This is a genomic window from Psychrobacter pygoscelis (assembly GCF_004335015.1).
Classification (GTDB): Bacteria; Pseudomonadota; Gammaproteobacteria; order Pseudomonadales; family Moraxellaceae; genus Psychrobacter; species Psychrobacter pygoscelis.
Genome location: NZ_RQRU01000002.1, coordinates 408,208 through 421,668, shown reverse-complemented (window position 1 = coordinate 421,668; position 13,461 = coordinate 408,208). Strand labels below are relative to the sequence as shown.

The window sequence follows — 13,461 nt, the reverse complement described above, 5'->3', positions numbered from 1 at the left end:
CTGCCTTTAAACATCGAGAGGATATGACCAAATTGCCTTTTTTGGTCCACGCCTTACGGCAAATCCCTCGGCCGAAAGGTTGTCATGGGCGCAATAGTGTCATTGTGCCCATGCCGACGACAGTACAGCGGCTGCGACGTCGCGGCTTCGATCCGGTGACTATCCTCACGCATTATCTCTCCCGGCACTGGCAGATACCTATTTGGCAAGGGGCGGTAAGGGTCGATAATACCGTCAGTCAGCAAGGACTTAGCCGAGCTGAACGCCTTGCCAATCTTGATACCGCCTTTGATGTTATTCAATCACCACCGAACGCTCATCTTCTATTATTTGACGACGTAGCGACAACGGGCGCGAGTCTGAAATCCTTAGCTCAGACTCTACTGAGTACTGGACACCACCATCAACTCTCCGCTTATGCACTTGCCCATGGTAATCCAGTGAAATAATGTTAATATTGTGTATACTAAACATCTGGCTAAGTGGTTGATAGCGAAATCTTTAATCACAAAGTAAGGTGACACTTATTAACGTTAAGTTTAATTTTGAGACTGAGTCCTTCTATAATTGGCCTCCTAAAGCTACCCCTGAAGGTATTTTGGAATAGATATTGCTGTTTATAGTGATAAATCAGCCTTTTAAAGTATCTATTGCTTCTAAGATAACTAAAATAGTGGATGATAGTCTTCAAAGTTAATCTGTTAATTCAATACAGGCTGTGATTCACTAGACTTAATGAAATGAACTAATTAAAGATTAATAATTAGTAGTCATTAATTTTGAGTCGTTAGCAAAAAGTCACATCAGCAAGGTTGATATCACTAGGCTTGCCTGACTTGATAATTCTATTATTAATGCGTGAGATATTTATTGTGGTTACTTGTCACCGACCGAAACCTGCGAGCGCCCAGCAACGTGGCTTCACGTTAGTTGAACTGATGGTCACGATAGCGGTACTGGGTGTTATTGTTAGTATGGCGGCGCCTAATATCAGTCAACAGATTGCCTCACAGCGGGTTAATAATAGCACTTCGATATTAGCGACTGCACTTAAGCAGGCTAAGTCAGAGAGTGCTATTCGTCGCCGCAATATAATTATGGAAATTGATTCGTCTGACAAGACTATTACGGTGAAAGACGGTAGTAATGAAATCGTTGAGTACCAGCTTAACAGTGCTAGTAGTGTCAAAATTGCTCCAGTAGCTCAGACTGAGATAACGTTTACCCCCAATCAACGGGTGGATTTTAAGAGCACTAATGCTGCTAATACCGCAAATACAGTGACTTATACTCTTTGTGATACTAATACTAATGTTACCCCCAAGCAAATTACTGTTAATGCTATTGCAAACATTAGTACCCAGACCGCAGGAAGCTGTCCATGAATCAGGCTAATAACCAAGTTGGCGTAGGGCTAGTAGAAGTGATGGTGGCGGTATTACTTCTTGCAGTCGCAGTCTTAGGCTTTAGTGCTTTACAATTGCGTGCTGTTAAGGCTACAGATGAGAGTCTAGTACGTACACAAGCGATGAGTATTGTAAGAGGGCTGTCTGAGAGCATGCGGGATAATACAGAGCAATTAGCAACTTATCAGACTGTAATCAATGGTAGTAGTACGACAGCTAGTAAAACTTGTAGCAACTTTGAAGATGCTAATAAATGTACTCCAGCGGAGATAGCAACAAAAGAAGCAATAATAGCTAAAAATGCTGCTATGGCTTCTGGGGTAAAGTTGGGTATAGCTGATTGTCCAAACACTGATGGCTTTGCCGAAGTGAAATGTGTGATTGCAGCGTGGAATGATACTAATGCTGCTTTCGGTAGCGAGGATAATGACTGTGCCACAACTTCTGGAATGTACAATACTAAAGCTTCTTGCGTAATAGTAGAGGCTTATTAAAATGAGTAAAATATACCCAAGAGCACAGTCCAAACTAAGTGATAAAGCATTTAGTGAGAAAAAGAATTTGGTTGTTAATTCAGAGCCACTACAATTAATATCTCCAAGCTATCGTCTAAGACAGCAAGGTTTTACCTTAGTAGAGCTTATGGTGTCGCTAGTGTTAGGACTATTGATATCTGCTGCTGTTATTCAAGTGTTTATCACCAGTCAGCGTGTCGATCGTATCCAAGCAGGTGGCTCCGATATTCAAGATAAAGCTATATTCGGAGTACAAGCAATAACCCGAAAGCTACGCTTGGCAAACCTTGGTAATGAAGGTCGCGAGATTAATGATACGACCCCTCAAGGTGGTATAGTACTAACAGCAGGGGATGCAACTGCTACTAATGTCAATGTGGCTATCACTAACGGTTTAAAAAATGGTTATTTAACCCGTAGTAATGATATGGCTACTGAAGGCAGAAACCGTTGGAATGGTACTCTAACTAACACTTCTGTGCCCAGCGATCAGTTGACCATTCAATATGTCAATGCAACTAATGAGCGTTTGTTTGATTGTGAGGGTACTGAGGTGGCAGTCGATGATCGAGTCATTGAGCGTTATTATCTTAAAGAAGGTACAGCTACTAATGCTGCAAGAAAAAACTTAAATTTAGTCTGTGACGCTGGTCGAATTGAGGCAGGGACACTCACGAATTTCGGCGAAACATCGCGTAACAGGTCTGCTGTTCTTATCGAAAACGTCGATCAGTTTAATATCCGTCTAGGTGTGCAAAGACTAGTACCTAGTACAGGAACACCGACGTATGAGCACGCTGAAATGACTGTAAAGGATTATATGGGTTTGTCAGGGCAGAAGCCGTACATTACCAGTGTTCGCTTTGCCATACTGGCACGAAGTACTGCCAATAGTCCTGAAGATAGTAGTAATACTTTCAAAATACTGGGTAGCGACCAGTCCCTAAAGGCTCAGGCTAATGCACCAAAATATCTACGACGGGTCTATGAGTCCACTGTCTTGCTACGCAATGCAAGGGTGGTACGTGTGATAGACAGTGCTACTAGCAGCGGTAGCAGTGCCGCAAGTAGCAGTAGCAGCGCCGCAAGTAGCGGTAACACTGGAAGTGGTGGTAGTGTTGGCGATGATGCTGGAAGTAGTCAGTAGTGTTTAATAGTTAGCGATTGAGAGTGTCTCATACTTAATGCCTTATAAGGATCAGCCGATCATGAAATCGATCCCTCAGTCATTCACATCTTCATTGCCCTCGGCTCAACGCGGCGCAGTATTGATTGTGGTTCTACTATTTTTGATCCTAATCACGGTCATAGGGGTCGTTGCGGTACGTAACAGTAGCACCGATCTAAAGCTTGCTACTAGTGATCAAATCGATACAGTATTAATCCAAGCAGCAGACAGAGCTAACAGCAAAATTGAACGAGCAATTAATGGCCCACCTGACTCAGAGACTTATCTACAGATTATGAGTCGTACGGGTATCATAGGGCGCTACGTTTTGGATGAGGATAATAGAGGCGATATTATTGACTTTTGTTATCGACCGCGCAGTAGATTTTTTAACATAGATAATGCAGTAGTAAGGCGTGGTACTGGGAAGCTTGTCAACAATACGACAGGGTATTGTGACCCACAAAATGCTGATGACTATACCAGTGCTCGCCAGACTACCATGACTCAAGTAATGATCAAGAATATTCCTGATATTGATGGACGACGGTTTTCTCAATATGCTTTAGGTAATGACAGTGCGCAGAATAACGCTACTAAGCTTAAGTTCGAGGTTTATTCAACGGCAGTACTTCCTGCATATGGTAATAGCAGCACCTCACAAGTTAGAGCTTGTTTTCAAAAAGATGCCTCCTCTAGTACAGATAGTGTCAGTCAGTGTATGGCAAATAATGGCATCCCTAGTAAGACATTGGTAGAAACTATCGTTGTCGAAAACCTCCAACGCTCTGAATACTGTCGTCTATTTGGTGGTAAGACAGTTGGCTCTACAAACAATTTATGCTCGAGCTCTTAATAGGCAAGCTATTAATTGCATATTCAGTGTTTAGTTAAGTAGCCTAGATGACGAATGGGTTTGAATCTTAAAGATAAGGCAAACTAATGAAAAATAATCTTAAATCAGTCTCACAGGTGGATAAGGTCGCTGTGCATAAGTCTGCGCCGAAATTGACTGTCTTAAGCACTGCTGTAATTTCTATCCTTTCTTTAGGAGTACAAACAGCAAGTAGTAAGGAAAATATTGGAGACTTGTCTATTTATCAGCCTGCGGCTACTGCCAAAACTAATCTGATGATGATGATTGATACGTCAGGATCGATGGGTATTAGCTCATTAGTGTTACCTAAAGATAATCAGTACGGTAGTCCAGGAGATGTTGATACCCCTCTGTGCGCTCGGAAAGCCAATCGTGAGATATCGGGGAATGGTAGAAATCCAAATGATGCTATTGATGAGTGGTACTATGACGCTCCAGCCGAATTAAAGAGCGTCACTATTAATGGCAGCTCTGTAAATTACTATTTAAGGGGCTGTTATAACAAGAATAGTGCTGGTGAATATCTTAATAGCAGTGGTGCAGTCGTCAGAGATAGGGCCTCAGCTGAGGTTATTTATGATCGACTGTCGCGATTAAAAGATGCCATGATTCCTTTGTTAGCTGATAGTAGCTTGAGTAACGATATCGTTATGGGGTTGGGGCATTTTTCCGCTAGAACACCATACAAAATAGGAGCTTCAGACAACTATTTAGTAGACAGTCATTCAGGAAGCATATTGGTTGAAGCAGCTGCACTACAACCTGCTCATAGGTATAAGCTAGCGCAGGCGTTGAATAGCTTTAAGTCCGTAGATGCATTTACTAATGAAGATGGCACACCCAACTCACTTCGTTATGTCTCTAGTTGGAATCAGCCTAATGAGTACAAGGCTTCAGGGGGTACTCCAACTACTCAGGCCTATGCAGAGGCTGGCGCTGCCATGTTGGGCACTACCACAGGGAGTATTTTTGCCGATTTCGGTCGTTCAAACACAGTGGATCTAGTCTATGATGGTTATGCTATTCTGCGTGACCCTCAAGGGCGCCAAACCTATTGGGTTTGTGTAGAGTCCGATAATAGTAGCAGGACTAATGCACTAGGTAGATCGGGCAATGTGGTTCAATGTGATAATTCTTGGCCAGTAATTACTAACTCTACAGGCTATGTTTCAGGGTCAAATACTAGCGGTAGTGATGGTCCCACTCGAGTCTATAATGAGAAAGGGGAATTGGTAACATATCCTAATGCCCCAATCTATCGTAATATTGAAAATGTTTGGGCTGCATTTAACAACCTTCCTGCTGGTTGGCGATTTGGAGGTTGGAAGAAGCTTCCTTATGAGCCATTAGACATTGAGCCTGTGACGGGTAAAGTTTGGTCGCACCCACGTACCGCAAGAAATGTGTCAAGAGGTAATGGTAAGGGTCTGTTTGTCTATCGTAGTAGTCCCTTTTCCATGAAGACTAACAATCAAGATAATCTTAAAGGGGGGTTCGACTATTCTGTAGAGGCGGCTAAAAATGGCAACCGTTACCGACAAGTCGCTACTGATGGGCAGTGTGATGGTAATGGGATATTTTTCTTAACAGATGGCGCTCCTAACTCGACTAAGCCTAATATTGCTAGTACTATCATGAATCTATCTTTAGGACCCACTAAAGGTAACTTTGGCAGGACACCTCCTAGTGGTGGCTTAACTTCCCCAGAGCTTCAGGCAAATATCTTTGATGGTGAGACAGGTGGTTGGGAATATATTGGTGAGTATGCCAAGAAGCTATATAACGCAAATGACAATCCAGCCGGTATTAGTATAAAAACGGCAGTATCAGGGTTTGGTTCTTCTTTTGCTGGTATACCTCAAGATGCTGATGGCAACTATAATTGTGATTTAGCTCCCAATCTAGATGCGAAAAATGCTTGTAAATGGGGCGGGAAGGACTATGGTAATGGGGGATTCTTTTATACGCAGACTTCAGAGGATATTAGTAATAGTCTCACAACCTTTATTCAGTCGTTAAACGAGAACATTAATACCTTACCTGCTGGTACCATTAGTGTTCCAGAAGACCCTTATCAGAGTAGTACCACTCTACCATATGCTTATTTACCAATGCTTGAGCCTAAGGTGGCAGATAATTTGGTTGTCTGGCCTGGGAACTTAAAAAAGTACAATACTAAGAATGGTACGCTTTATGGCAAAAATAACAACCAATTATTTTTAAATGCTAACGGTAATCTTAACGGCCGTGCTGCTGATCTATGGTCTCCAGCTCCTGTGGCTGCCAGTGGCAATGCCTCGGTACAAAGCGGTGGTTTCTATGCGCGGTTACGAGCGCCAAACAGTAGCTCACCAGCGAGTAATCGAAAGGTATTGGTAGAGAATTATACTGGTTCAGATAGTGATAGTGGCTTTGTAGCGATCGGTGTCAATAGCAGTGGCTATCCAAATGAGGGCTTCCCAAAGCTGCGAGATGATCTCTACCAGAATAACCCCAGTTATGGACAGTTTAAAACTCGGCGCATTTTGCTTAATTTCTTAGGGTATAACATTCCTTACAAAACCTCAGATACTACTGAGATTGTTGGACTAGATATGAAGGATTTTGTGCCAGTCAATGAGACACGGGTCTTGGGAGGGGTAGTACATTCTAAACCGTCGCTAGTCTCTTATAGTGCCAATGTCGATGAAAATGGTAAAGTTCTGCCCAATGGTCGCGATGACTATTTATTGTTTGGTTCAATGGATGGCGCCTTACATCTGGCCAACGCTGAGACCGGAGAAGAAGTTTGGTCATTAGTATTGCAAGAGATGTTTCGCACACAGCCTGAAGCTTTCGTAGCAGAAAGTGTAGGTGACCTGAAATTTGGTATAGACGCTCCTTGGCTAGTAGATGCAAAATACAACTATAGCGCTACTACCACAGGGTCTGGTCCTTCAGCTACCAAAACACGTAAAGTGTCATTGTTTAAGCCAACAGCAGCTGATGCAAGCTTGGTGAATACTAGTAACTATGTGGCGATGGCGGCTTATGGCGGCTTCCGAATGGGCGGAAATGGTCTCTATGCCTTAGATTTGTCTGTTAAAGATACGCCGAAGGTACTCTTTAGTATTACACCTGACCTTAACCATAGTAATCCAGTGCTACATAGAAACGCCAGTGGCACCCTTCAGACAATTACCGCTGGTAATGACTATAGTAATGTTGGTCAAATCTGGACTACAGTGACATTAGGACGTATCAATGCAACGTCATCAGCGACAAAAAAATTAGATGTTATTGCTTTTGGTGGCGGCTATGATATGCAATATGAAAACCCTGAGTTTGTCCCACCTAGTGCAGCAGCGAAGAGAACCAAGGGAAGCTCTGTCTATATTGCTGATGCTAAAACGGGGCAGTTAAAATGGCACTGGGACAATCCAGAAAACCATAGTATTGTAGGCGGAGTCACAGCCCTCGATGGTGATAATGACGGCTTGTTTGATCATTTATATTTTGCCGATCTAGGTGGTAACTTATTCCGAGCTGATTTTATTAATAAGGAAAACGAAGACTTTGAGCAGGTTCGGGTAGTTCGCCTACTTAACTCAGCTGCACAGCTACCTCTGGACAAAAAGCATTTAGCTTATCGATTCTATAATAGACCGGTAGTTAGCTTTTATGAGGACAATAATAATCAGCTATTTGCTCTGGTAAATATTGCTTCAGGAGATCGTAGCTCACCCTTAGCGGAGCAGCGTGACAACAACAGCTATGCCAATAGAGTCTATGGCATTATGGATACTGACATCACCAAATCGACTATCTTTGATAAGAAGTCGGGGTCTACTGCTTATATAGATATGACAATAGAAGACAAGACAGAAACTGACTTGGTTAAGCTAAGTCCACAGTCTTTAAATTCTGCAGTAGCAAGCACGAATAGTACGCTTTTTGGTAAGTATTGCTCACCTATGAAGAACTCTTCGGGTGCTGCAATTGTCGCTGCAGATGGGAGCTTTACTTATTCTGATCTCTGTAAGAAAAAAGTCACTATGATCTCTAATCTAATAGACGGTAGTAAGAATGGTTGGTATTACCCCTTGACCCGTTTTGCAGGCTTTGAAGGTGTCAAAAATGTTAAGGCTATTGGAGACTATAGAGTTATTGATAGCAATCTATTTATGAGTGTCTATGACCCAAATGCTAATACAGGATCGACCAACGCTTGTGATGCTCAAGTCTTAGGCTCGTCGGAGCAGCAGTTATACTGCCTACCTTATGGCGTATGTATGGATGACACGGCAACTACAGGTACAGGCGGATTTCTTAAGGCTGGAAAGGGTATTCAAGAGTTATCTCTAGGGGCGATTAATAGCACCAATACCACAGCTAAGGTACTTTTAGGGACTCAGTCCTTCAGTCAAAGAGTAGATAGCAGTGTGGATTATGGTACTGACACTAATAAAGGCGCTAATCCAAGTAGTGCTACTGGTACTAATCCTGCCTATCCAAGGAATACTATCACGCAGATTGGCGGTGATGGGACTATGGCCTCTATTATATTTAACGAGCGCTTCATGCTGAAGCCTACCAAATGGTATGAAACCAACTAATATGAAAAGTAAATTTGGTCGATACCTAGCAGTACATCTGGACTTCAAACAAGTTTGGATGCGCCAAGCTTGCCGGGTTGATAACTCCACACAGCGAGGCTTCACTCTTCTTGAGCTTATGATAGTGGTGATAATTATAGCGATATTGGCTGCTATTGCGATACCTTCCTATCGGCGCTATGTCATTCTCAATGCTGAAAAAGAAGCTCAGGTGCAGATGAAGCAGCTACAATTACAGCTTGAGCGTTGGCGCGCATCTAGACTGACTTACAAAGGCTTTATCCCTGAGCGTGGTGATGATGTATGCGCTACTGGCAATTACTGCTATGACTCAGGTACTACTATCATTAATGTGCCTACGCCAAAGCGTGGGGCGAGCAGTACAGCTAAGTATCATATAACTCTAGTAGATGGTACAGATACTAGCAAGAGTCTAGTGACTACAGCTACAGATGTAGATACGGCTACGGGTAGAAGCTGGAAGATGTTAGCTGTACCTAATAGTGGCGGCTCAGTGAGTAGTGCCAGACGAATTATGCTAACGAGTACTGGTGTCCAGTGCATGACCTCAGATAGTAGCGTAACGATAGCATCTGCTAACTGCGGCAGTGGATCAAGCTCAGAGGATTGGTAATGATAAGTTATAGACAGCGTACGCTAGTAAAGCAACAAGGCTTCACCTTGATAGAGCTTATGATAGTCGTGGCGATAATTGGCGTACTGGCAGCGATAGCCATGCCCAGTTATCAGCGATATGCGATCAAATCAAAACGTACTGATATGATGACAGAGCTACAAAATATTGGTAACCAAATAGAGAGCAAAAAGCTAGCAGCTGGTAGCTATGCGAGCGTGAGCACGACAGGATTGACAGGCAGCTATCCACGATCAGGCTCGGCGCTTTATACCGTTACTATTACCCCCAATCCATTGACGTCGGCATGGACAGTGACGGCGACTCCTGTCGCTGGTCAGCAGATGGCTGGAGATGGCGTATTAAGCTTAGAGGCTAGCGGTAAGAAATGCCGTAATGTGAATAATGTCTCTACCTGCGGTAGGGGTGACGAATGGAACTAATCTGTTAAATACAGCATCAATTACAATTAAGCCAGTCAATCGACTGGCTTTTTCGTAATAGCCACCCAAAAGATGTTGATAATAATGACAAAAATAGTCAACTTATTGGGTCAAACAGTCCATTAGCTGACAAATTATGTCAGTAGCTGACAAAAATTGTCAGCTAATGGATCTTGCAAAAAAAAGAGAAGAGGGCTTTGGTCGCTACAAGCGGCTTAACTCCAAACAGTCGTTTATTTAATAGCACCACTTATCCGATTATTTATCATCTTATTCGATTATCTATAGGAATTGAGTAATGAGAGTCGTATAATCCGCATCAATATGGCATGGTAAGTGCAACATATGTGATCAACAAGGGCTAAAAGCCCCTTATATTTTAATAACTTAACTATCTAGTAATCAGATATCTAATAGCTCGATAAAGCAGTCTTAATGTAAATAACATACTTAAGACCCAATCAAACTTTATCAAGTTTACTCAAGTAAAGGAGTTCGTATGAACGCTCAAAAAGGTTTTACCCTTATCGAATTGATGATCGTTATCGCCATTATCGGTATTCTAGCAGCGATCGCTATTCCACAATATCAAACTTATATTGCTAAATCACAAGTTAGTCGTGTAATGGGCGAGACAGGTAATTTAAAAACAGCTGTAGAAGATTGTTACAATAGTGGACGCACAGGCTCGATTATCTTCACTGGTGATCCTACAACAAACACCGAGTGTTCTCTAGGTGCTACGGCTTCTAACATGTTAGGTGCAGCTGTAACGACTACCGCGCAAACAGGCTTCCCTCAGGTTACAATGAATTCTGACGATAATACTGCCTCTATTGTAGGTACATTTGGTCAAAATGCTTCTGGTGCAATTGCTGGGCAAACCTTAACGTGGTCACGTAACGCTTCAGGTAGTTGGTCATGTTCAACTACTGTAGAAGCAAAGTTTGCTCCTAATGGTTGTCCTGCTACTACTACAACGACAACTCCAGCAGAACCTGCAGCAGGAGCTCAAGAATAATAACTTTTTCAATATAGTTAGGATGAAAAGAGACGCTATGACGTCTCTTTTTTTATAGTAGATCATAGGCAAGCCACAAAATATTTGGTGTATATTAAATAATATTGTTAATTTTATGACTCTGACGTTTAATACTGCTTATATAGTGCTACTACTAATTAAAGTAAACAGATGAATAAGACTGGCCCATGTTTAAGCAACTAAAATTAAGAGATATAGGGATAGTGGTCATCCTTATATTAGCTACTATAGTGGGCGGATATTATTATGTTAATAACCAGGCCCGAACTAGGCTGTGGCAAAGTACTTATCCTATAAGAGCAGATTTAGCGCTACGACATGTGACTTGCAGTCAAGATACGCCTGATTGGTTAAGAACAATATTAATCGAAAAAACCAAGTATCAAAATGCTCCTGCCAATCAAATTGCCTATATTGACAGATTAGGGAATTTATACCACTGTGAAAGTGGATATATTGACAACTACCCTGTGGTATCGAAGCCTATTAGTGAGAATACAAGATTTCGCTATGCTAGTGTGACTAAACTATGGACTGCTGATGCTATCTTAGATCTGATTAAGCAAGGTAAGTTCACACTAGATACCCCTATCGCTAAGTTACTGCCCGACATACGACACCCCAAAGACCCTAGAGTCAATGACATTACGATACGTCAGTTGTTAAAGCATCAAGGCGGCTTTAATCGCTTGGATATACGGGGGTATGATATGTTTGGCATTGGAGAGCCAATCTGTCCTAACAGTCTGAGTAAATTAAATACTATAACCTTAAACTTTACCCCAGGAGCACAGACAAGCTATTCAAACCTGGGCTACTGCTTACTAGGAGCAGTCATTGAGCAGGTTTCTGGATTGAGCTATCAGGATTACATACAAGAAAATTATAATATACAAAAGGCAGGAATACAGTTTATTTCTAATCAGCGATTACCAGACGAGATTAGTTATAACTATATTGAATCAGGATTGACAGGGGTCGCTGACATCTATACTGCATTTGAGTATGATGACTTGTACGCTGTAGCAGGGCTATCAGGGAGCGCCGTAGCAGCGACACAGCAGGTACAAATAATGAGTAACAAGGCTCAGCCTAATATTTTATCTTTAGACAGTACTGAAAACTGTAATATTGAAGACATTAAAGATTGTTATGGCTATGCTATGGTAGCGTATCGGCAGTCGGCAGAGCAGCCTATGTTCCACTATCGAACTGGTACATTATTAGGTTTATCATCTCTGGTTGTAGTGGATGATCATGGGAGTGTTGTTACATTATTGAGCAATGGTACACCGACAGCAGCAGAGCATAGTAATAATCAAGTATTAGAAATTATCTATAACAATCTTAAAGAAGAACAATAGCACATACTCAAATTAGAAGCATCTTGTTCGATATAGTAGATTCAATGTGAAGAAGTTACATCAGTATCGACCTAAGAGATATCTAACACTTTTGATTTGAGTTTATATAAATAAGATTAATAAAATTATATGAAGTTAAAAAATTATGACACGAAGTAAACAACATGGTTTTACCCTCATTGAGGTCATGATTGTTATTGCGATTATTGGTATTTTAGCTGCCATTGCTGTACCTCAATATCAGCTATATGTTGGCAAAGCGCAAACGAGTCGTCTCTCATTAGAGCTAGCAGCATTAAGGGTGGCAGTAGAGGATTGTATCAATCACGGTAGATCGCAAATAGGTATAGATGAAGGAGAGTGTGACCCTAGAGCACCAGGTTCTAGTCTAATTACTGGAAGTTCCCAAGTAGGAATGGTACTACCTAGTAACTACGGGGTTGCTCAAATTAGCAACCCTGTGACTGTGAATACTCGTATTACCGCTATTATTAACAATCATGTACTTTCTGATTTGAAAGGTAAAAAGGTAGCATGGATTCGAGGTAATCAGGGAAGGTGGCATTGTGAGACGAATATAGATAGCAAATATATTATTTCAGGATGTCTTCATAATGCCAGTTTATAATAATTCTTTTAGATCTCAGATTTTTGTTCTTGAAAAGTATATTTTAAACTTATCATTTACCTATAACGAACTAAGCCTAACTACATTATTATATTAGATAGGCTTAGTGATGGTACGGATAGTTTAGAAAGGGATAGTTACTATAGTCACTTACAAATTATTGTTTCTTTAAAGATACTACTTCTCCAAATACTGCAATTTTCCTTCAACGCCATCCCATTTCTCAGCATCAGGTAGCTTGTCGTGCATCTCAGTGATGTTCGGCCATTCCTCTGCCAGCTCAGCATTTAGCTCAATGAATGCCTCTTGACCACTGGGCACTTCATCTTCTGAGAAGATCGCATTCGCTGGACACTCAGGCTCACACAGCGCACAGTCGATGCACTCATCAGGGTGAATGACCAAGAAATTCGGTCCTTCGTAGAAGCAATCTACAGGACAAACTTCGACACAGTCAGTGTATTTACAGCGGATGCAATTATCAGTAACGACAAAGGTCATAGCGATGGCTACCTTAGGTTTCGAGTCAGCAGGATTAAGTAGGGCGCGTTATCCAGCAATAATGAGTTAATCAATAATATCCATTCTGAATAATGAGTTAACTTCGTAAGACCAGCTGAATTTATCTATTAGAGCAGTTAATTAAGCCAGTCTATCGCCTTAACGTTATCTCCAGCGATGGTTCAGTATTCAGCAGGCTTTAAAGGGTTAGCCTTACCTTTTAACGGCTCATAAAGCTGTGGGTCAACCAGTATTAAGCCAGTACTCAATGAATAACACGCCTTCAAA

At 41.7% G+C, this 13,461-nt stretch carries 12 protein-coding genes; 11 read left to right on the top strand and 1 reads right to left on the bottom strand.

The genetic code is table 11. The annotated features are described in order from the left end of the window. The first annotated feature begins 23 nt into the window (after positions 1-23). The 11 genes from EGV92_RS06520 to EGV92_RS06470 all read left to right on the top strand — a co-directional run bounded on the left by EGV92_RS06520 (position 24) and on the right by EGV92_RS06470 (position 12,672). Positions 24-449, top strand: a complete 426-nt coding sequence (locus EGV92_RS06520) for a ComF family protein (protein ID WP_242678639.1) — start codon at positions 24-26, stop codon at positions 447-449. A 387-nt stretch (positions 450-836) separates the two neighbouring features. After that, positions 837-1,385 carry a pilus assembly FimT family protein gene (locus EGV92_RS06515; RefSeq protein ID WP_242678638.1) on the top strand — a complete coding sequence of 183 codons (549 nt, stop codon included), beginning with the start codon at positions 837-839 and terminating at the stop codon, positions 1,383-1,385. Continuing rightward, a complete protein-coding gene (gene pilV, locus EGV92_RS06510) occupies positions 1,382-1,900 on the top strand; it encodes a type IV pilus modification protein PilV (RefSeq protein ID WP_131668421.1) in 519 nt (172 codons plus the stop codon). The genes EGV92_RS06515 and pilV overlap by 4 nt, the downstream gene beginning before the upstream one ends. A gap of 1 nt (position 1,901) precedes the next feature. Beyond that, on the top strand, positions 1,902-3,068 hold the full coding sequence (locus EGV92_RS06505) for a PilW family protein (RefSeq protein WP_131668420.1): 1,167 nt from the start codon (positions 1,902-1,904) through the stop codon (positions 3,066-3,068). Positions 3,069-3,129: 61 nt separating this feature from the next. Next, the gene (locus tag EGV92_RS06500) at positions 3,130-3,945 is read left to right on the top strand and encodes a PilX N-terminal domain-containing pilus assembly protein (protein WP_165525574.1); all 816 of its coding nucleotides are present in this window, start codon (positions 3,130-3,132) and stop codon (positions 3,943-3,945) included. A gap of 86 nt (positions 3,946-4,031) precedes the next feature. Further along, positions 4,032-8,561, top strand: coding sequence for a pilus assembly protein (locus EGV92_RS06495; RefSeq protein ID WP_131668418.1), 4,530 nt, complete (start codon positions 4,032-4,034; stop codon positions 8,559-8,561). A gap of 1 nt (position 8,562) precedes the next feature. Next, positions 8,563-9,195: a type IV pilin protein gene (locus EGV92_RS14270; RefSeq protein WP_278248252.1), complete on the top strand. Its 633-nt coding sequence runs from the start codon at positions 8,563-8,565 to the stop codon at positions 9,193-9,195. Beyond that, complete coding sequence (locus EGV92_RS06485) at positions 9,195-9,638, top strand: type IV pilin protein (protein WP_131668417.1); 444 nt, start codon at positions 9,195-9,197, stop codon at positions 9,636-9,638. The genes EGV92_RS14270 and EGV92_RS06485 overlap by 1 nt, the downstream gene beginning before the upstream one ends. Before the next feature lie 499 nt (positions 9,639-10,137). Continuing rightward, a complete protein-coding gene (locus EGV92_RS06480; RefSeq protein WP_131668416.1) occupies positions 10,138-10,659 on the top strand; it encodes a pilin in 522 nt (173 codons plus the stop codon). A 188-nt stretch (positions 10,660-10,847) separates the two neighbouring features. Further along, complete coding sequence (locus tag EGV92_RS06475) at positions 10,848-12,044, top strand: serine hydrolase domain-containing protein (protein ID WP_131668415.1); 1,197 nt, start codon at positions 10,848-10,850, stop codon at positions 12,042-12,044. 145 nt (positions 12,045-12,189) lie between these two features. Then, a complete protein-coding gene (locus tag EGV92_RS06470; protein WP_131668414.1) occupies positions 12,190-12,672 on the top strand; it encodes a pilin in 483 nt (160 codons plus the stop codon). A 177-nt stretch (positions 12,673-12,849) separates the two neighbouring features. On the opposite strand, the gene fdxA is transcribed toward EGV92_RS06470, so the two are convergent. Next, positions 12,850-13,173: a ferredoxin FdxA gene (fdxA, locus tag EGV92_RS06465; protein WP_131668413.1), complete on the bottom strand. Its 324-nt coding sequence runs from the start codon at positions 13,171-13,173 to the stop codon at positions 12,850-12,852. Positions 13,174-13,461 lie beyond the last annotated feature (288 nt).

Coding starts and splice junctions, on each gene's coding strand:
- EGV92_RS06520 (WP_242678639.1), top strand. CDS start 24: ATGACCAAATTGCCTTTTTTGGTCCACGCCTTACGGCAAATCCCTCGG.
- pilV (WP_131668421.1), top strand. CDS start 1,382: ATGAATCAGGCTAATAACCAAGTTGGCGTAGGGCTAGTAGAAGTGATG.
- EGV92_RS06505 (WP_131668420.1), top strand. CDS start 1,902: ATGAGTAAAATATACCCAAGAGCACAGTCCAAACTAAGTGATAAAGCA.
- EGV92_RS06500 (WP_165525574.1), top strand. CDS start 3,130: ATGAAATCGATCCCTCAGTCATTCACATCTTCATTGCCCTCGGCTCAA.
- EGV92_RS06495 (WP_131668418.1), top strand. CDS start 4,032: ATGAAAAATAATCTTAAATCAGTCTCACAGGTGGATAAGGTCGCTGTG.
- EGV92_RS14270 (WP_278248252.1), top strand. CDS start 8,563: ATGAAAAGTAAATTTGGTCGATACCTAGCAGTACATCTGGACTTCAAA.
- EGV92_RS06485 (WP_131668417.1), top strand. CDS start 9,195: ATGATAAGTTATAGACAGCGTACGCTAGTAAAGCAACAAGGCTTCACC.
- EGV92_RS06480 (WP_131668416.1), top strand. CDS start 10,138: ATGAACGCTCAAAAAGGTTTTACCCTTATCGAATTGATGATCGTTATC.
- EGV92_RS06475 (WP_131668415.1), top strand. CDS start 10,848: ATGTTTAAGCAACTAAAATTAAGAGATATAGGGATAGTGGTCATCCTT.
- EGV92_RS06470 (WP_131668414.1), top strand. CDS start 12,190: ATGACACGAAGTAAACAACATGGTTTTACCCTCATTGAGGTCATGATT.
- fdxA (WP_131668413.1), bottom strand. CDS start 13,173: ATGACCTTTGTCGTTACTGATAATTGCATCCGCTGTAAATACACTGAC.